We start from the raw sequence: 25,318 nt of genomic DNA on the forward strand, positions 1-25,318 counted from the left end.
CAAAAGCCAAAAACCAGGAATAGCTATCTGATAGAAGACAGTTCTATTCCTGGTTTTACTGTTGTCTATAGAGATTACCAATTATCAATAGTGCTTAACTTAATGACATTGGAGATATTTAGATATTTTTCTTGTCATATGTGTTTCAGCAGTTATCGCATACCCACTGGCTGCTACTTTCTTTTTTCCTTTTTCTATAGAATCTATGGAAGGATCAGATTGCATATACTGCTGGACGATATCCACATCTACCTTTTCATTCCCAGCAAAATAATAAAATTCCATCTTCATCATATTTAAAGATACGAAATAAAAGAAGAATAAAAGAATCACATTCATACAAGAAAACAAAATGATATCTTTCTTCTTCATGCACTTTCTTCTTTCCATCGATAGCCAACACCACGAATGGTTTCAATTGGACAAATCGAACTTGTTTGAATCAATTTATTTTTCAGTCTACTGATATAGACTGTTAGTGTATTATCTTCCACAAACGTATCGTTCAACTCTGTAATGTCATTCAATAGCACTTGCCTAGATACAAGACAGTTCTTATTCTGCATCAGATGTTTCAATAAAGTGAATTCCGTATTAGAAATGTCCACCAGTATATCTCTATAGAAAAACATATGATTTAAAACATCCAGTTTCCACTCATCTACAATGATACGTTCTCTTTTTACATTAAATTGTGACTGTCTGCGTAATTGTGCCATGATTCTTAACTTCAGCTCACGAATCGAAAATGGCTTTGTAATATAATCATCTCCTCCACTCAAAATTCCTTTTTCCAGAGAATCTTCATCATCTTTCACTGTAACAAAAATAATTGGCATCGTATATTGTGTTCTCATTTTTCTGCACAATTGAAAACCATCTTCTTCTTTCAAATTCACATCCAATAAGCAAAGATCAATTTCATTCTTCATTAGAATCTTTACTGCCTCTATGGAATTCTGTGCACAAAACGGTACATATTCATCTGCTAAAAGAATTTCTAGATTCTTACAAATCACTTTATCGTCATCAACAATCAATATTTTCTTCATACTGCAACCCAACTTTTTCACCATTTTATCATTCTTATCTTTCAGTTAGATGATTTTGTACACATTCAAAAGAAAAACTCTCATGTTCTTTTGAAACACAAGAGTTATTTTTTCATTGCTAATTGTGATGTTGAATAATGCTGAATTGGTGTCCAGGTAACATTTGTAAATAATGCCTGTACTGTAATTGGAATATACGTCAACATATACATTGGAAACATTGGAATAAACTTTAACTTTTCAAATGCAGAAGCAGGAATTCTCTTCCACTCAGAAAGAACCGTCAATAATGCAAGCACCATCATACTGCCCCATAGATATGCAATCATCTCAATCAAGAATTGAATCATTTCCTGTCTCAATACCAAAGATAAATAGTAAGGCATAAAGGAAGCCGTAACAATTCCCCATAATGCAAATGCAACCATAATAACAGTTAATAACGTACAAGGCAGACACGTCATCAAAATATCATAGAATGTAAATCTCTTGCCATTCTTAGACAACAATCCCTTTGTAAGATCACCTAAGTATTTTCCATCAATTTGATAGAAGCCTTTCGCCCATCTCAGTCTCTGCTTCCAAGACTGTTCCATCGTAGATGGCTGTTCATCATAAAGCATTGCACTGTCACAATAGCCAATTCTCTTATTGTTGATTGTAGAAGCAACAGAGAATTGAATATCTTCTGTCAGGAAATAATAAGGCCATCCATCATTCTCATCCATCAGGGAAGAAGTAATCACAAAACCAGTACCAGAAATCATGCATTGTGCACCAATCATATCTCTAACATAGTTTAAGTGTCTTGCTTCATGCAGGAACCAGATAGAATATGCTGCACTTAACCAGTTCGTACCAAAGTTCTTAGAGTTACGATATGTTGTAAATGCATCATACTTGCCACTCGCAAGCTTTTTATTCGATTCCTTCAAGAACGCTGGATCAACAATATTATCTGCATCAAATACCACAAATGCATCATAATACTTTCTACCCTTCAAAGAAGAAACTTTTGTATAAAGATAATTCAAAGCATATCCTTTACCAACTTCTTCTTTATTGAATCTTTCATATACGATAGCACCATTGTCTCTAGAAACCTGTGCAGTATGATCTGTACAGTTATCCGCAACAACATAAATATCATATTTATCTCTTGGATAATCTTGCTTATTCAGGCTGTCCAATAGTTCTGAAATCACACCTTCTTCATTTCTGGCACTGATAAAAATCGCAAAGCGATTTCTAATATCTGTATCCTTTAAAGAAGTTACTTTTCTTTTGATGATCGAAATGAGAATATAAATTACCTGATATGCATAAAATACTGTTAAGAACTGTATTACAAGTGTTGTAAACAATCGAAACTGTTCGAGTATATTCATATCCACCTCCAAAATTCATTGTCTAATATACTCAGTTTCACTATTGAATTCAAGCATCTTTTATATTTCACAAAACTTTCTTAATCAATTTTAATGTTTTAAACGCTTACCATGTTATAATCTTTTAGTTTATGAATTGGTTTTTAAAATCATTGCCAGATATGATGATCTTGCTGGCAATTTATATAAAATGCTTATATCCAACGTGGAAGAACTATGAACACAATGCCCTTGTATGGCATACATTCCTGTATATCTATATGTGCATCATTCTAGGATGGACAATTATGCCAATCTTTGCACATCTTCTATATGCATTTGATGGTGTGTATGAAAACTATAACCTTCTTCCTTTTTCTGACTGGATCTATGGGTATGGAAATTATCGCAGAGAAACTTTGTACAATCTCATGCTATTCATACCATTTGGTTTTATTGCACAAAGAACATTAAGAAAACCATACAGGATTACTCTCCTGTATGGCGCACTGTTCTCATTCACAATTGAAATTTCACAACTCTTATTCACTTCAAATCGAGTCTGTGATATTACTGATTTAATTAATAACACTTTAGGAACACTGTTTGGTATTCTCTTATTTATCTTATATGACAAATGCTTGAAGTAGCGATTCGCTACTTCTTTTCAAATGACATGGATTCTCCATCTGTTCCAGGGAAGGAAACCGTCATAACATTCTTAACGATCTTGTAGGAAGCAGACTGATCACCAATACTGATAACGCCATCTCCATACGTACATGCCTTTTTTTCACCATCTGCAACCATTGTACAAGTTCCATCATCCTTCAAGTCAAAATATGTATCTTCATTCAATCCACCACTATAAGACTGATAATAATACTTCCCACTTACGCCATCGTTTGAACATCCCACTAACATAATAGACGCCAATAAAATACTCACCGATAATTTTTTCATGATGCTATGATACTACCTCCAATAAATTCTCGAATGATTGAATTATTTGCGATACAAGAATCATCTTGTATTGTCACAAAGAAGTCAAGGAATCTTAACATTCTCTGTGCTTCTGCATATTGATCCGATTCATACGAAATTCTTTTTAATAATGGTTCAGCATATTTCTTTAATACTGCTAATTCATAAATACATGAACTATTAAAAAATACATCCGCTTCTCCATTATAAGGGAAAATATTCTTTTCTTCACCTTTTCTTACAGAATACCATGATGCAATGGTATCTGCAGCACTCACATTTCTTGTACGATAGTCTCTTACCATTCTACGCAGCATTCTTGCATCTGTGGTTGGGATACGATGATAGCGGTCAATTGTCAACTGTGTCAAAGGACTGATATAGATCTTAAACTTTTCTTTATCATCAATTCCTTTTGTCAGTTCAGGATTTAATCCGTGAATTCCTTCAATCACAATCAACTGATCATCATGTAACTGCGTAATTCTCTGTCCATACTCCTTTTCCCCTTTTATAAAGTTATATGTCGGCAGATCTACAACTTCATGACGTAATAATGCATTCATCTGTTCTGTAAATAAATCAACATCCACAGCACTCAACGCTTCAAAATCTTTCGTACCATCTTCTTGAAGCGGAAGATCATTTCGATTGATAAAATAATCATCTGTTCCAAGATACAATGGATTCAATCCTAACACCTGCAATTGAATACATAAACGCTTGGCAAACGATGTTTTTCCTGATGATGATGGTCCAGCAATCAATACGATCTTTTTTGCCTTGTCATGAATTTCTTTTGCGATATCTGCAATCTTCTTTTCATGCAGTGCTTCACTTAAAAGAATCATATTTTTAGCATCATCAGAAAGAATTCTTTCATTCAGATCACTCACTTCCTGAATATGCATCAGTTTTTCCCACGTCTTTTCTTCAGAAAAAGCTTCATATAAAAGATTCTGTTCCTCAAATGGCGGAACGATCAAAGGATTTGCTGGATGAGGAAAACGCAATACAATTCCTCTACGATACGCATGTAAATCAAATGCATACAAGTATCCTGTAGAAGGCAGTAAATACTGATAAAACAAATGCTGCGTATCATCCAAAGTAGAAACAAACGCTCCACGAACATCATATGCCGTTTGAATGATGCGAGATTCATGCTGCCATGCATCATGTTTATCAATATCATTCAATAATGCATCTCGACTCTTTTTTGTCTGTAGAATTGGCAGATCAGCCTGCACTAGATCATGCATCCTCTTTTCAACCTTAGCAATCAATGCATCCCTTGCCATTTCACTATGATGTATCGTTGTAAAAATACCTTTCGAAATTGAATTAGCAATATGTACTGTTGTATCTTCCCCCGTCACATCGCGAATCGCCTTCAAGTATAAAAGAATCAAAGTATTCTGATAACTCATATTGGCATACGAATTTCTAAGATCAAACAATTCAATCTCCGCATCTTGTGTAATTGGTGTATTTAGTCTTTCATAATGATGATTCACTTTACATGCAAGGAGTGGAAAAGCAAAAGAAAGGTGCTTGATTAGCTGTGCACAGCTAACACCTTCCTCAACTGTTTTCTCAATGATTTTTCCTTCCGGACTTTTTATTGTCAGTTTCATGATTATACCTCGTCGTAAACGCAACAGTATCTTCTCTTACATTTTTAACCGGAATCGAACTTGTAGCCTCAGGCAATAAACGCATCATGGCAAGCTGTGAATTCACTGGTGCATCACCACGATTGATCTTGCGATATCTGCCTGTATTACTCATGATTCTTGCTTTCGTATTATCTCTAAATGCAAGTGCAAGATATTGATGGATCTGTTCTTTGACATGAGCATCTTCAATCGGACAGGCAACTTCTACTCTTCTTTCCGTATTTCTTGTCATAAAGTCTGCAGAAGAAATATACATTTTCTCACTCTCATTAGAACCAAAGATATAGATTCTTGAATGTTCAAGGAATCTTCCAACAATTGAAATGATTTCAATATTGTCTGTTTTTCCTTCAATACCTGGCAAAATACAAGAAATACCACGAACGATCAATTTCACTTTCACACCTGCTAAAGATGCTTCATGTAGTCTCTCTATAATATCTTCATCTGTAATAGAATTCAACTTACAAGTAATGACCCCTTGTTCCCCTTTGGCAATTTCCTGATCCATCAATGAAAGAATTGTACTCTTCAAAGAAACAGGAGAGACAAGCAATGTATTATATTTCCCATCTAATCTGCCAATTGCCATATTTGCAAAGAAAGAAACAACATCTTTGATAATATCTGCACGTGAAGTAATATATGCTAAATCTGTATATGATTTCGCAGTATTTTCATTGAAATTACCTGTCGCAATCAATGCAGCGTATTCTGGTTTAGATGCTATGATCTTTGTGATCAAACATACTTTTGAATGCACTTTATATCTTTCAAAACCATAGATAACATTACATCCCGCATCTTCCAGCTTCTCAGAATAGTCAATATTATTCTGTTCATCAAATCTAGCTTTCAACTCAATCAGTACATCTACTTCTTTTCCATTTTCTGCAGCCTGACATAGATAATCCACAAGTCTTGCACGGGTAGCTAAACGATAAATTGTAATCTTGATAGAGACTGTTTTAGGATCATTTGCGGCTTCCTTGACAAGCTGTAAAAATGGATCCATGGATTCATATGGATAATGTAAAAGTACATCTTTCTCTTGTACCTGATGAAACAATGACTGTTTGTAGTTAAATGCTGCGGATAACTTTGGTGTATAGGATGGATATGTGACTTTCTCCTTGATTTCTTTATCCACTAGATTTTCAAGACCAAAGACATATTTCATATTCATTGGTACAGCACTTGTAAACATTTCTCTTCTTGTAATCTTGAGATTTGTTAAAAGATATTTCATGAAAGAATTGGATGGTTTACTAGATACCGTCAACATTGTAACGTTCATTTTTTTTCTTTCCTTCAATACTTTTTCCATTTTTTTACGATAGTCAAGAATATCTTCAAATGCTTCATCATCTGCATCCACATATGCACTTCTCGCAACCGTCAGTTTCAATGTCTCATTCACTGTATATTCATCAAAGATCGATGAGATTTGATATGCCAGCAGATCTTCTACATGAACAAAGCGAAATTTCTTCTTATGCGGCAGAACAATGATCTGCGGTAATGATTGCGGTACCGCAACAAAGCAATAGGATGTGCGTCCCTTCTTTTTCATATCCGCAGTGATATATGTAATATGATTCTGCAGATTTGGGAATGGATGATGAGTATCAACGATCTGTGGATTGAGCAAAGGCGCAATATTAGACTTATAATACTTCTTCAAGAATTTCATTTCTTCTTTATTACAATCTTTCATCGCAAGATCTTCAATGCCTTCACGCATCAAATCTTTTCTCAATTCCTCATAAATTTTGTCTCTTTTTTTGCAGCCTCTTTTCGCAGCTGGATATATTGCATCCATCTGTTCTGAAGGTGTCAGACCAGATTTATTATCCACTTTACTCATCTTTGCATTTTTCATATCCCACAAAGAGCCAACTCTAACACGGAAAAACTCTTCCAGGTTAGAAGAGAAAAAATAAACAGATTTCAGTTTTTCAAGCAAAGGAACGGAAGGATCTTTTGCTTCATTTAAAACACGGTCGTTAAATCTAAGCCAAGATAATTCTCGATTACATGTATAACCATCTTTATAAATATTTTTCTGCATTGCTTTACCTCTTTATTTCATACATGTATAACAGTACATCTCCATTGTAAACTTGTTGTAAAAAGCCTGTATTATCTAACACTTTCTTAGAATACACATTGTTTTTATCCACTTTTGCATACAATTTCGCAATATTCATTTTTTTACATTCCTCAATCAAGAGCTTTACACCACGATACATATATCCTTTATGCTGATATGCATGTTTTGTACGATAGCCAATTTCATAAGTTCCATCATTTCTTGCATAAATCTGGATAATTCCTACAAGAATATCTGCATCAAAGATTCCATATGTCATATGCTTTAATAATGAATGATACAGTATCATTGCCTGCATTTCATTCAATGAAGATTCATATAGATCTTGCAGCTGTTTCGCATCGGCTGCTTTTAATGTGCGTATGCTTGTCATTTGAATTACTTTATTGTTTTTATTATACTCCTGTCATATGATTAGATGCATGGAGAATTAAAATGAAAAGAATCGTAACAATGCAAGACATCTCATGTATTGGAAAATGTTCCCTGACCGTTGCACTTCCAATCATTTCCGCAATGGGAATCGAAACCGCAATTCTTCCAACTGCCGTATTATCTACACATACAATGTTTAAAGGTTTTACATTCCATGATCTGACAAATGAATTAGAGCCAGTTATTTCTCACTGGAAAAAAGAAGGATTTACGTTTTCTGCAATCTATACTGGTTATTTAGGTTCCATCGAACAGATTGCTATCGCAAAGCACTTCATTGATACAACAGAAGGCAATCCTCTTGTTATTGTTGATCCATGTATGGCAGATGCTGGAAAACTATATACTGGATTCACATTGGAATTCGTTGAAGAGATGAAACGTCTTTGCAAGAAGGCAGATATCATCTGTCCAAATATAACAGAAGCATGTCTTTTATTGCATCAGCCATATAAAGAATCATTTTCAGAAGAAGAAATCAAGAAGATGTTAAAGGAATTATGTAAATTTGGCAGTCAGAAAGCCATTATGACTGGTGTTTCTTTACAGAAAAATTCCATTGGTGCATATGGATATGATGCAGATAACGATACATATACCTATTATTTTACAGAAGAAGAAACACAGCACTTCCATGGTACTGGAGATATCTGGGCTTCCACATTAACAGGGTGTCTCGTCAATGGTAAATCTCTACAGGAATCTATTCAGATTGCATGTGATTTTGTAAAAGAATCCATTCATCTCACACTCCAGGAAGAAAACCATAATATCTATGGTGTAAACTTTGAACAGGCAATCCCTTCTTTAATCAAAAAATTATAGAAATAGAAAAGCACGGAAAACCCGTGCTTTTCTGAAAGAAAGGAATAATTATGAATACAAGTAAAGTCTATACGTAGTATAACATATATTCTTTCATTTGTGTCAGTATTTACTTACTTCAAGTACTTTATAGGAAGCATTTTGATATGCTTCAACTTCTTCAGACGGAATGAGTGTAAATACATCCTGGTTCATTGACTGTTTTCCACCTAAGCTGTCTGCATATACATAGTCCGTTGCAAGTCGGCTGCCATCTGGATTCACTGCCTCAATTGTAATGGAGAATGATGTTGATTCATCACTTAGATTTGTAACCGTTACATTTAATGCAGAAGTTACCAGGCCATATTCATCACTTGTTGCTTCAAAATTTCCTAGCTGTACATCTACAACACTGCCAAGCAATGACTCTGTATTCTTCCCTGTTGCATCATCTGTAGTTTTATCAATTTCTTTACTTGCATCATCCAATGCCTTTGACCAGGAATTTTGTAAAGCAAGTGTAATTCCCATTGCCAGAACGTTCATAACAATTGCAATGATTGTAAGAACTTTCTGATTTTTGCGAAATAAAGCAACAATCCCAAGAACAAGACCAATCACCCCAAAAATAAACGCCGCATTGTTAATGATTGGAAGAAATGATAATGCCAGTCCAATGATTCCTAATACTAACGCCGCAATAGCCAATCCCTTTTTTTGTTTTTCCATTTTTTCTAACCTCTTCTTTTTTCTTATTGTAAAAGCTAGAAAGTAATGATTGGTGTTCTATCAGGACACTGAAAGAATAGACTGGAAAACACCTTGCATCATTGCGGCAACAAGCAATACACAACAACATGCAAGAAAGTATCCAAGAATACGTTTAATTATATTTTTATCATGGATCCATGGAAAATGATTGAATATTCCTGTCCACTCAGTAAAGACATCCACCCATCCTAAAACCATGAACAGGATTGTAAGGCGCGCCAGAAAACAATAGACAGGATTTGTCACAACATGGTCACCCACTAGCACTTCTGATGAAAAGCTGATCAAGACAATCAAAAAATATCCAATCGAAGCAATGATCATATGTGATTTCTTACCTGTACGAAATCCTGGAATATTCATATAGGTTTTCTTTTTTACCTGTATAAAAGATACCCGCTTTAATTCTTCAATAGATTGATAACGATCATCTGGATTCATATTCGTACATCGATTGGCTACCTCAAGCATATCAATATCATCAGAAAACATTTCTTTGATCAGCATACCTAATGCATAAATATCTGTTCTTGTATCACTCGCACCAAATCCATACTGTTCTGGAGCTGCAATCCCATCTGTTCCAAGCAATACAGTATCTCTCGATTGATTTTTGACATACAGTTTTGCTGCATCATAATCAATGATTTTAATGATACGGTTTTGATCAATCATAATATTGGATGGTTTAATATCACGATGAATAATTGATGGATCAGCATGATGCAGATAAGAAATACCATCAAAGATCTGATTCAGAATATCTTTCCTTTCTCGCATTGAAATCTCATGAACCAGTAACTGTTCCAACGTAATACCATCAATATACTCTTCTAAGACAATTAGTTTTTCATTCTTTTCTTCGAATTGAATGATCTTAGGAATATGGATATCTGGATGCTGCTTGAGCCACGCGAAAACAGAAAGATGATAATTGTTCAATATTTTTAAATAATAGAGTTTTCCCAATTCATCTTTCACGATTTTTTTGTTCTCATTTACAATCCCAACCGTTTTATAATTTTCAATAAACATGTACAATCATTTTATCAAAAGGAAGGCATATGAAAACACGTGATTTAGAAAATACACTCAATAATGTTCATGATCAAAAATCTTTAACACAATATATTCAAACGATTCAAGATATTTCTTACGATTCATTTCATGAATATTTCAATCAATTGATACAAGAAAAAAATCTCAACAGAAGTGAAATTATAGAACGCTCCGGAATCGAAAGAACATATTGTTATCACATTCTCAATGGGACAAAAAATCCATCCAGAGATAAAATACTTTGTCTATGTATTGCCTGTGGCTGTAATCTTGAAGAAACAAGAAGAGCCTTAGAAATCAGCAGACAAGGCATACTCTACGCAAAAAACACAAGAGATACATATATACAATATGCAATCAATCAACATCTTTCTGTAATTGAAACGAATATTCTTCTTTCTCAACATCACGAAAATATCTTAGGATGAAAAAAAGTTCCAAAATCGGAACTTTTTTACTTGCCAAATCTAGCCAATAGATTTGCCATTGCATCATCCATTGTCATTTTTTTCTTTTCAGGTTTCTTAGAATACTTCTTTTTATCTTTAGATGACTTCTTTCTCTTCATCTGTGCATCTCTTTGTTCCAGCTGATCTAAAGGTAATAAGGATAACTGTATTCTGCCTCTCGCTTCATCAATATCATAAACCCATACAGTAATGATATCACCAACAGATACAATTTCACTTGGATGAGAAACACGATTCATAGACATATGAGAAATATGAGCTAAACCATCCTGATGTAAACCAATATCTACGAAAGCACCAAAGTCTACAACATTTCTAACAGTACCAGATAACTGATCTCCCTTATGAAGGTCAGAGATTTCAAGAACATCACTCTTCAATAATGCACCATCAAACTGATCACGATAGTCTCTCAATGGCTGTTTGATTGCATCTTCAATATCAGCCAATGTATAAGAATCAATTCCAAGATCCTTTGTCTTATCTGCAGGAAATTCAGCATCCTTTTCACCAAGCTTTGTAATACCGCAAGCCTTCATGACTTCTCTAGCAGCATCATAGCTTTCTGGATGGATACTTGTTTCATCCAATGGTTCATCTCCATCCGTAATACGCAAGAAACCTGCACACTGTGTATAAGCCTTTGGTCCAAGCTTCTTGACTTTCAATAACTGTTTTCTATTTGTAAATTTACCATTCTCGTTACGATAATTGATAATTTCTTTTGCGATACCCGCATTCAATCCAGAAATATGTGTTAATAATTCTACAGAAGCAGTATTTAAATCTGCACCTGTTCTATTTACTGCCTTCATAACAACTTCATCTAGTCTTTGTGTCAAAGCCTTCTGAGGTAAATCATGCTGGTATTGTCCAACTCCAATAGACTGTGGATCAATCTTAATTAATTCAGCAAGAGGGTCAAGCAGTCTTCTGCCAATAGAAACGGCACTTCTTTCTTCAATTGCCATATCAGGGAATTCAAGACGTGCAGCTTCCTGTGCAGACCATACAGACGCACCAGCTTCAGAAACAATTGCATACTGTACATCCAGATGATTGTCATGGATCAATTCTGCACAAAGCTTTTCACTTTCTCTGCTAGCTGTACCATTACCAATCGCAATGATCTGTACATGATACTTTTCAATCAAAGACAATACTTTCTTTTTTGCAGCATCAATTGCTTCTGGGTTTTCCTTATTTGTTCTAAAAGGATACACCTTATCAACTGTCAGCATCTTGCCAGTTTCATCAATGACCGCAAGCTTGCATCCATTATAGAAACCAGGGTCAAAGCCAAGAACGATTCTACCCTTTAATGGAGCCTGTAATAACAGTTTTTCAAGGTTCATAGAGAAGATTTCAATAGACTGATTCTGTGCTTTTTCACTCAATTCAGAACGAATTTCTCTTTCAATTGATGGGAATAACAATCTAGTACAGCCATCTACACAGGCATCCTTCAATTCCTTTTCAATAGAAGTAGCATTTCCATGCATTAAATTCTTATATGCTTCTTCTTCAAGATATTCTTCATCAAATACAAAAGAAACAGTAATTACCTTTTCCTTTTCAGCACGGTCAATTGCCATGATTCTATGATCAGCAAGCTGAGAAATCTTTTCACTTCTGTCATAGTACATTTCATAGACTTTATTTTCATCCTTGGCATCCTTCTTGATCTTTGTTGCTAGAACACCACTCTTCAAAATTGTATCTTTAAAAGCCCATCTTTGCTTTGCATTATCAGATACCATTTCCGCAATGATATCCTTTGCCCCCTGGATTGCACTCTTTGTTGTTTTAACTTCTTCAGTGATATATTTCGAAGCTTCTTCTTCAAGGTTGCTGTTTTCATCACTCTTGAGCATCCACTCACTCAAAGGCTGCAAGCCAAGTTTGATTGCAGTTGTTGCTCTTGTCTTTTTCTTTTGAGCATATGGACGATAAATATCTTCCACCTGAGAAAGCTTTGTAGCTTCTTCTACAGATTTCTTGATTTCATCTGTTAATTTACCTTGATCACCAATCAGTTTCAAAACAGCTTCTTTTCTTTCCGCAAGTTTTAACTGATAGTCATATTGCTTCTGGATATATAAAATCTGTTCTTCATCCAGACCTTTTGTCTGTTCTTTACGATAACGAGCAATAAAAGGAACAGTATTTCCTTCTTCTAACATACTTAATGTATTTTGAATCTGCTCTTCTGTAATCTTCAATTCTTGAGAGATTCGTTTAATAATTTCTTCATTCATATTGAAACCTCCTTTTTGCGCTTTGTATATTTTACCATGAATAAACAAATATACACCTCTTGACAGTTAAAAATACCCTTTATACAAAATGATATCGTTTGTATAAATATATCTATTGACCATAGGTCAAAATGTGATATTCTTGAATCATACTCATAGGAGGGGTATAAAAATGGACGCTATTATTAGCACAGTATTTTGGGTTATTGTTATTGCACTCGTATTATTTCTTGTATTCTCATGTGCAAACATTGTCCCACAGCAGCACGCATACGTCATTGAACGACTCGGTAAATACCGTACAACATGGAATGCTGGATTACATTTCAAGATCCCTGTCATTGATCGTATTGCCAGAAAAGCACTGTTAAAAGAACAGGTTGCTGACTTTGCTCCACAGCCAGTTATCACAAAAGATAACGTTACAATGAGAATTGACTCCGTTGTATATTTCAAAGTCATGAATCCACATGATTATGCATACGGCGTTGAAAATCCAATTATGGCAATGGAAAATCTCACAGCTACTACATTAAGAAATATCATTGGTGATATGGAATTAGATGCTACTTTAACATCTAGAGAAAACATCAATGAAAAGATGCTTCAGACAATTGACTATGCAACTGACCCATGGGGTATTAAAGTTACAAGAGTTGAATTAAAAAACATCGAACCACCTGCAGCCATTCGTGAAGCAATGGAAAAACAGATGAAGGCAGAACGTGAAAAACGTGCAAATATCTTAACTGCAGAAGGTGAAAAGCAATCTATGATCCTTGAAGCCGAAGGTCACAAGGAATCTAAAGTCTTAGAGGCAGAAGCCGCAAAACAGGCAACAATCTTAGCTGCGGAAGCAGAAAAAGAAAAAGAAATCAAAGAAGCAGAAGGTAGAGCGGAAGCAATCCGTGCCGTTCAGCAAGCTACTGCAGATGGTTTACGTGCAATCAAAGAAGCAGGTGCAGATGACTCTGTCATTCGCTTAAAGGCATTAGAAGCATTTGAAAAGGCTGCAAACGGTCAGGCAACAAAGATTATTGTACCTAGTGATATTGCTGGCATGGCTGGTCTAGCGAAAGGAATTGTTGAATCAGTCAAAGAGGATCAATAATTATGTTCTTCACTTTTCTTGTTATCCTTGTCTTAGCTATTGCGGTAATGTCGGCTTTTACAAGCAATCTGAAAGATCCAAAGATTGCGCCAAAAATAAAACCTTTCAATTATCCTGCAGTTGAAAAAAGTCATGATTTTCATGAACCTGTTGGTCAATTTGAAGGAAACCATGCAGATCGTGTTGGTAGAAGACTCATTTCTCATCCAGAAGCAGAACCAGGATATGTTGTATTAAACGGTGTAAAACATCGTATCGAGGACTGTAAAAATCTATAGACAGATTTCGAGCATTGTAGTTGAAAAAGTGTCTACACAAGAATATACTATTTTCTCGAAAGGAGTTATTAGATATGAAATTAACTAATGTATTATGTGCTGGTTCTCTAGCATTTGCACTTGCTGCATGTTCTTCAACAGCTGCAAGCTCAAAGAAGGAATCCGCTTCTGTTGCTTCTTCAACAAATGAAGAAAAGAAGGAAGAAGTTGCTACTGAAGGTAAATATGATGTAACAAACAACACAGGCAAAGAAGTTAAGGAACTATACTTCTATGATGCTACAGGTACAGACAAAGGTGAAAACTATGCCAAGGATGGTTTAGCTGATGGCGCTACAGTTACAGTAAATGTCAACGTTGATGAAGACAAGGCTGAAGGCTACGCTATGAAGGTTGAATACGTTACAGAAGATGGCGACGATGTCGTTGTATTCGAAAGCTTACACTTAGAAGAAGCACCAATGTACCTAAAGAGTGCTGACGATATCAAGAGTGGTGCAACACCATTCTCAAAGCCTGAATAAGACTTCACAAAAGAGCAGAAATGCTCTTTTTTTCTTGCATCCTTTTTCAATCATACTAAAATAAAAAACATAAAGAAGGTGATTGTTATGAATAAAATCAACAACGCAATTGATTGTATCATTCACGCACATCATTATGTGCAACAGAATGAAAAAGCATTTTTAGACCACGATATCAGTGCATATATCGCTGATTACGCTAGAACATTCTATACTCATCAAGATCACAACGCATCTCTGGAAGATCTTGCCATTGAAGAATATATCATTGAAGAGCATGCATCCACACCTGTTGTTTCTAGTAATGAATGGCTCATTGGTACACTTATGCCCCACTCTGTTATTTATCTTTCGATTATTAAATTAGATCAAGATTTATATTACCGCTATCGTGAATGCAAAGCCTATCAGAAAGCATGCAATCGTGATTTAACACGTGAAGAAATTGAACAATTTCTCTGCAACGACAGCAGCTATACAAACCGTACACTCAAAGAACATCCTGAATATAATTACCCAGCATTTGTATATGCATATCAATACAAAGATACATATCAGTATGGTGCAATGTTTCCAGGCTATCCTGGCATTTCAGGCAGTGGTAAAGATCCACAGACTGCACTTGAAGATGCATATCAAAGACTGTCAACATTCATGTAATCTTCACATAGATATCATTTTTACACCATAGTACATCAGTATATTATTTCTTGTCAGATAGAGATATCTGACTACATCATTCCCAAAACTAACCCTAAATGAAAAAGATGTCATTACCCCTCGACATCTTTTTCTATGCATATCTTTCAATTTCATAGATTCTTCACACCTATACCATGTTTCTAACATAATTAATAGTTATAGTAATACTTGTCAGATAGAAATACCTGACAAACTTTTTTGAAAATCTACTCCCCTGACAATGAAAAGATGATGCTATAGGCATCTTTTTCAATTCCTTAAGAAATGTTTAATTCAGCCAACTTTCACATTCATCCCATTTTTATACCATATTTCATCGCTATATTATTAACTGTCAGATAGAGATATCTGACTACATCATTCCAAAACTAACCCCTAAAAAGAAAAGATGTCATTACCCCTCGGCATCTTTTTCTTTGTCATTTTTTCATGTTCATGAAATCTTCACATAGATACCATTTCTATTACACAATCTATCTGTATATTAATACTTGTCAGATAGAGATATCTGATTACATCATTCCCAAAACCTAACCCTTAAAAATAGAAAAGATGCCTACTCCCCCCTGGCATCTTTTTTACTTTGTAACTTTTAGCTTATATTCTTCAATAATCGCATTAAAGTCTTTCAAAGAAGTCACTTGTGTTAATGCATGCTTATAATGAGAAGCATGTGGCATACCTGTCAAATACATTGGCGCAATGCCACGGATTTCACGAATTCCCGTATATTCCGTTTCATCTTCACACAGTCTTCTCGCATATTCTTTACATAGATCCAGTCTTTCAATAAAAGAAACTTCACAATTTTCTTTTCCTTCAAGAGCATTTTTAATTTCTTTAATTAAAAACGGCCTGCCAATCAAGGCTCTACCAATCATCACCGCATCACACTTTGTATATGCCATCATATCCAAAGCATCCTGTGGTGTTTTTATATCGCCATTGCCAATGACTGGAATCGATACAGACTCCTTTACCATTTTGATATATTCGTTATTGGAAGAACCCGTATACATCTGCGAACGTGTTCTGCCATGTACCGCAACTGCTTTTGCCCCAGCCTTTTCACAAAGACGTGCAATTTCGACACAATTGATATGATCATGATCCCATCCAGCACGCATCTTTACAGTCACAGGGCGATCTGTATGATCTACAACCGCTCTAACAACATCATAAGCTTCTTCAGGATGTGCCATCAAATAGCTTCCCGCATGTGCTTTGATTACTTTATTGACAGGACATCCCATATTGATATCAATAATATCGCAATCTGTATGTTCACTTAGATACGTTGCAGCTTCTCCCATTGTAAGAGGATCATTTCCAAACAGCTGCAATGCTACGGGATGTTCATCTTTATTTGTTCTGCACATATCAAATGTTTTCGCATTCTGATAATGCAATGCCTTATCAGAAATCATTTCACTCACACATAATCCAGCACCATATTCTCGCATCAAGCTACGGTAAACAGGTTTGGAAATTCCTGCTAGTGGCGCAGCTATGATTTGATTCTCAATTTCAACATTTCCTATTTTCCACATGTTTCTGTTTCAATATTTCCTTTAGATCTTCACTTGTAAATTGATATGCCGTATTACAATACTGGCAAACACACTCTGCACCTTTTTCATCATTGATCATCTCTTCAATTTCAGAATCTTTCAATGTCATCAAAGAAGCCGCAAATCTTTCCTTTGAGCACTCACAATGCCACTGTATATTACGACGATCCAGGACATTAGCATCACTAAAATATGTATGAATGATTTCATCCAGTGAAAGACCGCTGTCAATCAGTTCAGAAACTGGTTTTTGTGTTGCGGCAACATTTTCACAGAAAGAAATTGCTTCTTCCGTTGCATTTGGCAACAATTGATAAATCAAGCCACCAGAAGCCTTGATTGTTCCATCAGGTGAAACAAGTACACCAACACCTACAACACTAGGTGTCTGTTCAGAAATCGCAAAATAATATGCAAAATCATCACCAACTTCACCAGACTGTATCTTAGATACACCTGTAAATGGTTCTTTCAATCCCATATCTCTAGAAACTGTCAAGTTGCCATCTGTACCAATTGCCTGTCCAACAGCCAGATGACCATCTTCTCTTACAAGATATAAGTTTGGATCACCAATAAAACCTTTAACATTTCCTTTCGCATCTGCCTGTGCAAGAACAGTACCTGCAGGTCCATGTCCATTAAACATCGCAGTTACTTTTTCATTTTCACCTTTTAAATCAGATGCCATGATTGCAGTCACTGTTAATGTTCTGCCTAATGCTGCTGCACTTGTAGGCATACAATGATGATGCTTGCGTGCCTGTTCAACCAAAGCTGTTGTACAAGCCGCATGAATTCTAATTTGACCATCTAATGCTTCCGCAATTACGATTTCATCTTTCATCATTTATTTAATCTCCTAATACATCTTTCATTTATTTTCTTGATCTTTCTCTCATCAACTTTGATGATTTCTCGATCAAATGTAAAAATACCATTACATTCATCTTCAACATCCGATAACTGTGTATAAATACAGCCAGATAATCCCTTTGGAATATTCTGTAAGATTTTATTTTGATATAAATCTTTCAATGCATCCATCAGTTTCAATTTATCTTCAAATTTTTTATATCCATACAGTTTTTCAATATTCGCATGTCCTTTTTCTAAATACGAATATCCTCCAAATTCACTCAGTATCTCAATGCGAGATGCATTTTTTTTCGCTTTGTATGGAAAAAAGTAATTATGTACGCTATGAAAATCACCTGCACCATTATCATGCCATCCAGAAGCACTATCAATGAGTCTAGTATCATCATAGGATCGAATATGTTCTGTTACTTTCCGAGAATCAAATTGACCCCATCCTTCATTAAAAGCAACCCATGCAAAGATCGATGTCTGATTATACAACGCATCCATCATTTCATCTAATTCTGTATAATAGTTCTTCTGCAACTCTTTATCTGTTCTAACAAATGCTGCATCTTTTGTATCATCCATCTTTGTAAATCCAAGATTCGGCAAATACATTGTTGTCATTTTATCCTGATCGATAAATCCACCACTTACCATATCCTGCATCACTAAGATACCAAGACGGTCACAATGATAATACCATCGACGCATATCAATTTTAGCGTGCTTGCGAAGCATATTAAATCCCATGTCTTTCACTTTCTGAAGTTCATAGATCATTGCTTCATCACTTGCATACGTATACATTCCATCAGAAGAATATCCCTGATCTAATAGACCACTAAAGAACAATGGTTCATCATTCAAGAAAAAACGCAAAATTCCATTTCGATCATTTTCTTTTGAAAACTTGCGCATTCCAAAATAAGAACGCACAACATCATCTTCTGTCTGTACATATAAATCATACAGAAATGGATCCTGTGGACTCCAAAGATGCGGCTGTTCTATAGGTGCAGTATATGTCTGATCCTTTGTTACGCCAGAATGAATGACATGACCATTGGATGCAATTGTTACAAGTGCCTGTGAAAAATCACCCGCCAGAGAAATATGTACACAGGAATGATCCACATCTGGTGTAATTTTCAAATCACGAATACCATGTTGCGATACATTTTCCATCCATACACTGCCCCAGATACCTGCAGTTGGCGTATACCACATGCCTCCATGTTCAATCTTCTGTTTTCCATAAGCATATTTCCCATAATTCGAATCATCAATACAGCGCACCATCAAAGAATTCTGATATTTGATATATTCCGTTACATCAAAGGAAAATGGTGTATATCCACCTTTATGACTGCCAACTTCCATGCCATTTACAAATATCGTACATTCACAATCTACAGCTTCAAAATTCATAAATGTTCGTAATGCATTTGGCTTATATGAGAATTGTTTCCGATACCACAATGCTTTACCTTTTGGCAGCTGCTGTTCTGCCTGTGATAATTCACAACCCAAAGCAAATGGGACAATGATTTTCTTCCATTGTCCTGCTACCGGATTCTGTTTTCTTTCTGTGATCTGATACTCCCAAACACCATTTAAGTTATAGTAAGAATCTCTTTGCATCAACATGCGCGGATATTCTTGCCAAGGGCATTTTTCGTTAACGATCTTTCCCCATTTTGTCAGCATATTTCTGATTTATTTTAACACAAGAATCATTTCATTTTTCGATGAACGATACATCTTGCAAGCAATGAGAAAAAAGAGAGTGCATGTAAAATAGATGAATCCACAAGTAAGGCATGCATTACATTACTGTAATTCGATGCATGATTCATTGTTACACCATAAAGCAATGTAATGCTGAAGGAAATGACAATCATACAAATGCACACACATACTGGTGAAAAATCATATTTCTTTATCACAAATAAGCAATGCGGCAAGGCACACGCTACAGCACAAGAAATCCAGAATGCACTGGAAAATAAAGAAAACATAGAAGAAATCATCATATATAACATCAAGATTGACATTAACACTCCAAAAAACAATCCCATTCCAATATTCATCCATCTTTTTTTCATACAATCTCCTTCTTTGAAAAAGAGAAGTCATTCGACTTCTCTTATGCATTCATTTCATCTGTGGAAGGCTGTTCACCAGCTGTTTCAGACTTTGTATCTGTAAAGTCAGCAGAAATATCTTCACCTTTAACGACCTTCTGAATCTGTTCAGCTGTTAAAGTTTCATATTCCATCAATGCTTCCGCAATTCTTGTCAATTCCGTTTCATGTGCCTGAATGAGCTTCTTAGCTTCATCATGACATCCATTGACAATCTTTCTAACTTCCTGATCAATTTCAAATGCAACCTGTCCGGATACATTGTTTGGCTGGTTATAATCTCTACCTAAGAATACATTCTCACTTCCAGAATTGTATTTGATTGGTCCAAGATCACTCATACCATATAAAGTAACCATATCCTTCGCAATATTTGTTGCTCTTTCAATATCATTAGAAGCACCTGTTGTAACATCATCAAAGAATAATTCTTCTGCAACTCTACCACCCATAAAGGAAGTAATTGTAGCCAGCAAGTCATTCTTTGTATTCATCATCTTTTCTTCCTTAGGTGTCATGAGGTTATATCCACCAGCCTGACCTCTTGGAATGATTGTAACTTTCTGTACAACCTGTGCATTTTCCATAAACAATCCGACAATTGCATGACCAGATTCATGATATGCAACAAGTTTCTTTGTCTTATCATCGTATGTCTTAGAAACCTTTGCAGGGCCCATCATAACACGGTCGATTGCTTCATCAATATCAGCCATTGTAATTTCTGTTTCGTCATGACGAACAGCCATAATAGCTGATTCATTCAATACATTTTCAAGATCTGCACCAGAGAAACCTGGAGTTCTCTTTGCTAATGCACCAAGATCAATATCTGCAGCGAAATGTTTATTTCTCGCATGTACTTTCAAAATTGCTTCTCTACCCTTACGATCCGGTAAAGATACTGTAATCTGACGGTCAAAACGTCCAGCACGTAATAATGCAGGGTCAAGAACATCAGGTCTATTTGTAGCCGCAATGACTACAACACCAGTATTTTCTTCCATACCATCCATTTCAACAAGCAGCTGGTTCAATGTCTGTTCACGTTCATCGTGTCCACCGCCAAATCCAGCACCTCTTTGACGACCCACAGCATCAATTTCATCAATAAAGATGATACATGGTGCAGTCTGCTTTGCCTTTTTGAACATGTCACGTACTCTAGATGCACCAACACCTACGAACATTTCAACGAAATCAGAACCAGAAATAGAATAAAATGGAACATTTGCTTCTCCTGCAACTGCCTTCGCTAAAAGTGTTTTACCAGTACCAGGATGACCTGCAAGCAAGACACCCTTAGGAATTCTAGCACCCATCTTTTCAAACTTCTTTGGATACTTCAGATAGTCAATGATTTCGGCCATTTCCTGTTTTTCTTCATCACATCCCGCAACATCCGCAAAGCGAACCTTCACTTTACCTTCCAAACGTGCACGAGACTTGGAGAATTCAAATGCTTTTCCATTTGCACTCTGTGCGCCACTCATCTTGTTGATCATCCATACTGCTAAACCAATCATCAATAGGAATGGAACAAGATTCACAAGTGTATTAATAAATACATTTGAAGCATCTGCATCTACGACAGTTACATTCGCATCACCTAATTCTGTGATCATATTTTCAATCTGATCAGATGTAGATGGAATTGTTCCTGTAAATGTAACCTGATGACCGCTTTCTTCATATACACCACGAACACTTGTCGTATTTGTTCCAATTGTTAATGATGCATCTGAAATTTTTTTTGTCTCTACAATCTTTGTCAATGTCTGATATGTAACTGTTTTATTGCCTGTTAAATTGTTCATGCCAAACAATGACATCATCGCAATCAGAACAATCAAATATGGCAGCCATCCCAAAACTTTATTGTTGTTTTTCTTCATTTCTTTTCCTCTATTTTATTCATAACATTCAGCATTTAACACACCAATGTATGGTAAACATCTGTATTTCTGGTTGAAATCCATACCATATCCAACCACAAATTCATCTGCTACTTCAAATCCAATATAATCTGCCTGAATATCAACAGTACGTCTAGCAGATTTATTCAATAAAGTACAAATCGTCACAGACGCAGCACCACGGTGAAGCAGCGTATTTTTTACTGTCTGTAAAGTTCTTCCAGTATCTACGATATCTTCTACCAGGATAATATCTAATCCTTTGACTGGTGTATCTAGATCTTTCAAGATACGAATTTCACCAACAGATTCTGTTCCTTCATAAGAACTCACATCCATTGTGTCAAACTGAATATCTAAATCAATATTTTTCATCAGATCAGCTAAAAATGGTACGGATCCTCTTAATAAGCCAACAAGTAATGGCTTCTTAGAAGAATAGTCTTTTGTAATCTGTTCTCCCAGCTGTTTTGCACGCTCTTGAATCTCGTTTTCACTAATTAGAATTTCTCTGATATCATTCTTCTCCCACATAGGTCATTGCTCCTTTAATAGCGTATATTCTAACACATTGCAGCTTGGGTTAACAGTATAATGATGAACATCACACCCAAGTCCACTCACAAAAATCACGTTATGATGGCGATTTTCTATCACTGGCCAGCTAGTGCGTGCATACAAAGGAATATGCCGGTCAATAAAAAAGCGATGTACATTTTTATTTCCAAAACGCATTGCAATCGTATCACCATCTTGTACGTTTCGAATCCGAATTGGAAAATCATCTTCAAACAGTGTTACAGCGTAAACACCACATTTTCCTTCAGCAATCTCATAAAATGCATGTTTTCCATATGTCATTTCTTCAACACTATGATATACATCACAATATGAACGCTCCTTCTCAACAAAAAAGAAAAATGATTGATCACATGCAAGATCATATTCTTTACAAGGCAGCACAAAATCTTCTTTTGTCAGAATGACATGATCAATCTCTTTCAAATATGCTAATGAAATAGAAGGCTGAAATGCAAAGAACATTCTTAATAATTCCAGACGATCTTCTTCACTTAATGTTCGATATAATTCTTTTGAAACTTTCTGATCACGAATATATGTTTTCACTCTGCAGACTCTTTCCTGCTTCGTTGCATTCTTCATCTGTATTTCCTTTAAAACAAGATTTCTTTCAAAGCGATTCATCTTTTCAACGATCTGATGACGAATTCGGTTTCTTGTCAATGATTCATCCGCATTTGTACAGTCAACATAATAACGAATCTGATGTGCCTCGCAATAATGAATTAAATCCTGTTTTGTATACTTCAACAATGGACGTTTCACTAAGATTCCTTGATACATCACATCTTCTTTCAAACCATAATACGAAGGAATACTTCCCTTTTCTTCCTGCATGAAATATGTTTCAAGTACATCATCTTCATGATGTGCTACCAGTACACCTTTCAAGTGATACCGCTTGACACATTCCACAAAGAAATCATAGCGATATTCTCTCGCTTCTGCTTCAAAGTTTCCTGTATATGTAAAAGCATCATCTTTCACACACAGCGGCACATGATAGTTTTGACACAACTGCATCACATATGCCTGTTCTTCTTCTGCTTCCTTTCGATGATGATAATTCACATGTGCACACATCACATCCATATGATTTTCCACGCACATCGAAAGCAGTGCCATAGAATCACTTCCCGCACTAATTGCCACCAGCCATTTTCCATCTAATTTCTGCATGCTTCCATCATATCACTGAAGGATTCTGAAATAAAAGCATCATGATCCGTAATTGAATCTTACGAAACACAGGACTTTTCACATCAATATGTGCTTTCTTTTCAATCATTCGTGCTGTATTCACAAACTTCATATCATTCAAAAATAAAACACTCTTCTTGCATAATCCATCAATAATGCCAGGTAAAGGAAACAGATTCTTCTTTCCTTCAGGATTACTTTCAGGATCATAGGCATTTGCATATGTTTTCGCATTGCTTGTCATTGGAATAACCAATGCCTTCTTTTCAGAAATTGCCATGACGAGTCCAAAATGCTGGTATCCCATCTCATTTAGATATGCCTGTCCATAATCCATATAGACAATATCTCCCACTTCCACAAAGAAGCCAACATCTTCCCCAGACATCAGATTCCCTCTTCCAAGCCAGTTTGCTTCTGACAATATCGCATGTTCAATACTCTTTGGAATAATACTTTCATATACTTCCGTTTTTAACTGCATATAATTCTGTAAGACTGTTTCTTTCATATCACTTTACTCCCTACTAAATATATTCACAGAAAATAACGAAGTTCCAAAAAAAATAGTGGAACAATTTGTCCCACTATCGGATAAACACCATCACAAATGATCCAACCAGGTATGCAAGTGCCACAACACACAGGTAATAAAATACCTGTGCCTGTGCTACGTGTCCTTTTTTCAAGAACTTTTCGTAATTGATACACTTCATTGCTTCAAATGACACAACAAAGCTTACAAGATACACACATGCCCTGATCAGGAAATAGAATATATCATTCATTACTTTGTACCGAAGATACGATCACCCGCATCTCCAAGTCCAGGTACAATATATCCATTTTCATTCAATTTTTCATCTAATGCTGCTAAATAGATATCAACATCAGGATGTGCCTTCTGTACAGCTTCTACACCTTCTGGCGCACCAACAAGGTTAACAAGCTTAATGTTCTTAGCGCCTCTTTTCTTAACTGCTTCAATTGCATCCACAGCACTGCCGCCTGTAGCGAGCATTGGGTCAACGATCATAACGATTGCATCTTCCATTCCACTTGGGAATTTTGCGAAATATTCATGTGGCTCTAATGTTTCTTCATCACGATACATACCAATAAAGCCAACCTTCGCTGTAGGTACAAGTTCTCTGATGCCATCTAATAAACCAACACCTGCTCTTAAGATAGGAACAATGATTACTTCCTTGCTTAATTCATATCCTGTTGTTGGGGCAACTGGAGTCTCAATTGGAATCTCATTCAATGGAAGATCTCTGCATACTTCATATGCCATCAGCTCTGCAATTTCATCAAGATTCTGTCTGAAATCCTTTGTGCTTGCTGTTTTTTTACGCATTAATGTTAGTTTATGTTTAATTAATGGATGATCTAAAATTGTTAACATGTTTTTTCTCCTTAAATCAT

27 protein-coding genes are annotated in these 25,318 nt (G+C 35.7%); 7 read left to right on the forward strand and 20 right to left on the reverse strand.

From position 1 onward, the window contains the following. Positions 1 to 99 precede the first annotated feature (99 nt). The 3 genes from ACTND6_RS05370 to ACTND6_RS05380 all read right to left on the reverse strand — a co-directional run bounded on the left by ACTND6_RS05370 (position 100) and on the right by ACTND6_RS05380 (position 2,440). Positions 100 to 372: a hypothetical protein gene (locus ACTND6_RS05370; protein WP_441022607.1), complete on the reverse strand. Its 273-nt coding sequence runs from the start codon at positions 370 to 372 to the stop codon at positions 100 to 102. Then, on the reverse strand, positions 369 to 1,076 hold the full coding sequence (locus tag ACTND6_RS05375) for a response regulator transcription factor (RefSeq protein ID WP_441022609.1): 708 nt from the start codon (positions 1,074 to 1,076) through the stop codon (positions 369 to 371). The genes ACTND6_RS05370 and ACTND6_RS05375 overlap by 4 nt, the downstream gene beginning before the upstream one ends. A gap of 80 nt (positions 1,077 to 1,156) precedes the next feature. After that, a complete protein-coding gene (locus ACTND6_RS05380) occupies positions 1,157 to 2,440 on the reverse strand; it encodes a glycosyltransferase family 2 protein (protein ID WP_441022611.1) in 1,284 nt (427 codons plus the stop codon). A 131-nt stretch (positions 2,441 to 2,571) separates the two neighbouring features. Between ACTND6_RS05380 and ACTND6_RS05385 the strand changes: the two genes are divergently transcribed. After that, entirely contained in the window at positions 2,572 to 3,069 is a 498-nt protein-coding gene (locus ACTND6_RS05385; RefSeq protein ID WP_441022613.1) for a VanZ family protein, read from the forward strand. A 7-nt stretch (positions 3,070 to 3,076) separates the two neighbouring features. Here the strand turns inward: ACTND6_RS05385 and ACTND6_RS05390 are convergent, their stop codons facing one another. The 4 genes from ACTND6_RS05390 to ACTND6_RS05405 are packed head-to-tail and all read right to left on the reverse strand — an operon-like array spanning position 3,077 to position 7,568. Continuing rightward, on the reverse strand, positions 3,077 to 3,382 hold the full coding sequence (locus ACTND6_RS05390; protein WP_441022615.1) for a hypothetical protein: 306 nt from the start codon (positions 3,380 to 3,382) through the stop codon (positions 3,077 to 3,079). Continuing rightward, positions 3,379 to 5,040: a hypothetical protein gene (locus ACTND6_RS05395; RefSeq protein WP_441022617.1), complete on the reverse strand. Its 1,662-nt coding sequence runs from the start codon at positions 5,038 to 5,040 to the stop codon at positions 3,379 to 3,381. Before ACTND6_RS05395 ends, ACTND6_RS05390 begins: the two co-directional genes overlap by 4 nt. After that, positions 5,000 to 7,153: a polyphosphate kinase 1 gene (gene ppk1, locus ACTND6_RS05400; protein ID WP_441022619.1), complete on the reverse strand. Its 2,154-nt coding sequence runs from the start codon at positions 7,151 to 7,153 to the stop codon at positions 5,000 to 5,002. Before ppk1 ends, ACTND6_RS05395 begins: the two co-directional genes overlap by 41 nt. Positions 7,154 to 7,157: 4 nt before the next feature. Then, positions 7,158 to 7,568, reverse strand: coding sequence for a GNAT family N-acetyltransferase (locus ACTND6_RS05405; RefSeq protein WP_441022621.1), 411 nt, complete (start codon positions 7,566 to 7,568; stop codon positions 7,158 to 7,160). Between the two features lie 62 nt (positions 7,569 to 7,630). Here ACTND6_RS05405 and ACTND6_RS05410 point away from each other — a divergent pair, with 62 nt between their 5' ends. Further along, positions 7,631 to 8,455: a pyridoxamine kinase gene (locus tag ACTND6_RS05410; protein ID WP_441022623.1), complete on the forward strand. Its 825-nt coding sequence runs from the start codon at positions 7,631 to 7,633 to the stop codon at positions 8,453 to 8,455. 102 nt (positions 8,456 to 8,557) lie between these two features. Here ACTND6_RS05410 and ACTND6_RS05415 read toward each other — a convergent pair whose 3' ends face one another. Then, a complete protein-coding gene (locus ACTND6_RS05415) occupies positions 8,558 to 9,166 on the reverse strand; it encodes a hypothetical protein (protein ID WP_441022624.1) in 609 nt (202 codons plus the stop codon). A gap of 60 nt (positions 9,167 to 9,226) precedes the next feature. Then, positions 9,227 to 10,243: a protein kinase domain-containing protein gene (locus ACTND6_RS05420; protein ID WP_441022626.1), complete on the reverse strand. Its 1,017-nt coding sequence runs from the start codon at positions 10,241 to 10,243 to the stop codon at positions 9,227 to 9,229. 29 nt (positions 10,244 to 10,272) lie between these two features. Here ACTND6_RS05420 and ACTND6_RS05425 point away from each other — a divergent pair, with 29 nt between their 5' ends. Next, entirely contained in the window at positions 10,273 to 10,695 is a 423-nt protein-coding gene (locus ACTND6_RS05425) for a helix-turn-helix transcriptional regulator (protein ID WP_178176572.1), read from the forward strand. Positions 10,696 to 10,721: 26 nt separating this feature from the next. Here the strand turns inward: ACTND6_RS05425 and ACTND6_RS05430 are convergent, their stop codons facing one another. Then, on the reverse strand, positions 10,722 to 12,995 hold the full coding sequence (locus tag ACTND6_RS05430) for a Tex family protein (RefSeq protein WP_441022628.1): 2,274 nt from the start codon (positions 12,993 to 12,995) through the stop codon (positions 10,722 to 10,724). A 172-nt stretch (positions 12,996 to 13,167) separates the two neighbouring features. On the opposite strand from ACTND6_RS05430, the gene ACTND6_RS05435 reads away from it, so the two are divergent. The 4 genes from ACTND6_RS05435 (at position 13,168) to ACTND6_RS05450 (ending at position 15,568) form a co-directional block, all read left to right on the forward strand. Continuing rightward, positions 13,168 to 14,106, forward strand: a complete 939-nt coding sequence (locus ACTND6_RS05435) for an SPFH domain-containing protein (protein WP_178176574.1) — start codon at positions 13,168 to 13,170, stop codon at positions 14,104 to 14,106. A 2-nt stretch (positions 14,107 to 14,108) separates the two neighbouring features. After that, positions 14,109 to 14,384 carry a hypothetical protein gene (locus ACTND6_RS05440; protein ID WP_441022630.1) on the forward strand — a complete coding sequence of 92 codons (276 nt, stop codon included), beginning with the start codon at positions 14,109 to 14,111 and terminating at the stop codon, positions 14,382 to 14,384. Positions 14,385 to 14,458: 74 nt separating this feature from the next. Beyond that, entirely contained in the window at positions 14,459 to 14,908 is a 450-nt protein-coding gene (locus ACTND6_RS05445; RefSeq protein ID WP_441022632.1) for a hypothetical protein, read from the forward strand. An 87-nt stretch (positions 14,909 to 14,995) separates the two neighbouring features. Next, positions 14,996 to 15,568, forward strand: a complete 573-nt coding sequence (locus ACTND6_RS05450) for a hypothetical protein (RefSeq protein WP_178176577.1) — start codon at positions 14,996 to 14,998, stop codon at positions 15,566 to 15,568. 620 nt (positions 15,569 to 16,188) lie between these two features. Here ACTND6_RS05450 and dusB read toward each other — a convergent pair. The 10 genes from dusB to upp form a co-directional block, all read right to left on the reverse strand. After that, the gene (dusB, locus tag ACTND6_RS05455) at positions 16,189 to 17,160 is read right to left on the reverse strand and encodes a tRNA dihydrouridine synthase DusB (RefSeq protein WP_441022634.1); all 972 of its coding nucleotides are present in this window, start codon (positions 17,158 to 17,160) and stop codon (positions 16,189 to 16,191) included. Beyond that, positions 17,138 to 18,031, reverse strand: coding sequence for an Hsp33 family molecular chaperone HslO (hslO, locus tag ACTND6_RS05460; RefSeq protein ID WP_441022636.1), 894 nt, complete (start codon positions 18,029 to 18,031; stop codon positions 17,138 to 17,140). Before hslO ends, dusB begins: the two co-directional genes overlap by 23 nt. Then, complete coding sequence (locus ACTND6_RS05465) at positions 18,028 to 19,755, reverse strand: glycoside hydrolase family 2 protein (RefSeq protein WP_441022638.1); 1,728 nt, start codon at positions 19,753 to 19,755, stop codon at positions 18,028 to 18,030. The genes hslO and ACTND6_RS05465 overlap by 4 nt, the downstream gene beginning before the upstream one ends. Before the next feature lie 26 nt (positions 19,756 to 19,781). Then, a complete protein-coding gene (locus tag ACTND6_RS05470; protein ID WP_441022639.1) occupies positions 19,782 to 20,153 on the reverse strand; it encodes a hypothetical protein in 372 nt (123 codons plus the stop codon). 41 nt (positions 20,154 to 20,194) lie between these two features. Then, positions 20,195 to 22,087, reverse strand: a complete 1,893-nt coding sequence (gene ftsH / locus ACTND6_RS05475) for an ATP-dependent zinc metalloprotease FtsH (RefSeq protein WP_441022640.1) — start codon at positions 22,085 to 22,087, stop codon at positions 20,195 to 20,197. 15 nt (positions 22,088 to 22,102) lie between these two features. After that, positions 22,103 to 22,642 carry a hypoxanthine phosphoribosyltransferase gene (gene hpt / locus ACTND6_RS05480; RefSeq protein WP_441022642.1) on the reverse strand — a complete coding sequence of 180 codons (540 nt, stop codon included), beginning with the start codon at positions 22,640 to 22,642 and terminating at the stop codon, positions 22,103 to 22,105. A gap of 3 nt (positions 22,643 to 22,645) precedes the next feature. Next, positions 22,646 to 23,869, reverse strand: coding sequence for a tRNA lysidine(34) synthetase TilS (tilS, locus tag ACTND6_RS05485; protein WP_441022644.1), 1,224 nt, complete (start codon positions 23,867 to 23,869; stop codon positions 22,646 to 22,648). Between the two features lie 7 nt (positions 23,870 to 23,876). After that, positions 23,877 to 24,401: a type II toxin-antitoxin system PemK/MazF family toxin gene (locus tag ACTND6_RS05490; protein ID WP_178176584.1), complete on the reverse strand. Its 525-nt coding sequence runs from the start codon at positions 24,399 to 24,401 to the stop codon at positions 23,877 to 23,879. 76 nt (positions 24,402 to 24,477) lie between these two features. Further along, a complete protein-coding gene (locus ACTND6_RS05495) occupies positions 24,478 to 24,678 on the reverse strand; it encodes a DUF1146 family protein (protein WP_320104370.1) in 201 nt (66 codons plus the stop codon). Then, positions 24,678 to 25,298 (reverse strand): uracil phosphoribosyltransferase, encoded by a 621-nt coding sequence (gene upp / locus ACTND6_RS05500; RefSeq protein WP_178176585.1) that lies wholly within the window; start codon positions 25,296 to 25,298, stop codon positions 24,678 to 24,680. Before upp ends, ACTND6_RS05495 begins: the two co-directional genes overlap by 1 nt. Positions 25,299 to 25,318 lie beyond the last annotated feature (20 nt).

Source organism: Bulleidia sp. HCP3S3_C9 (assembly GCF_052064035.1).
Taxonomy (GTDB): Bacteria; Bacillota_I; Bacilli_A; order Erysipelotrichales; family Erysipelotrichaceae; genus Bulleidia.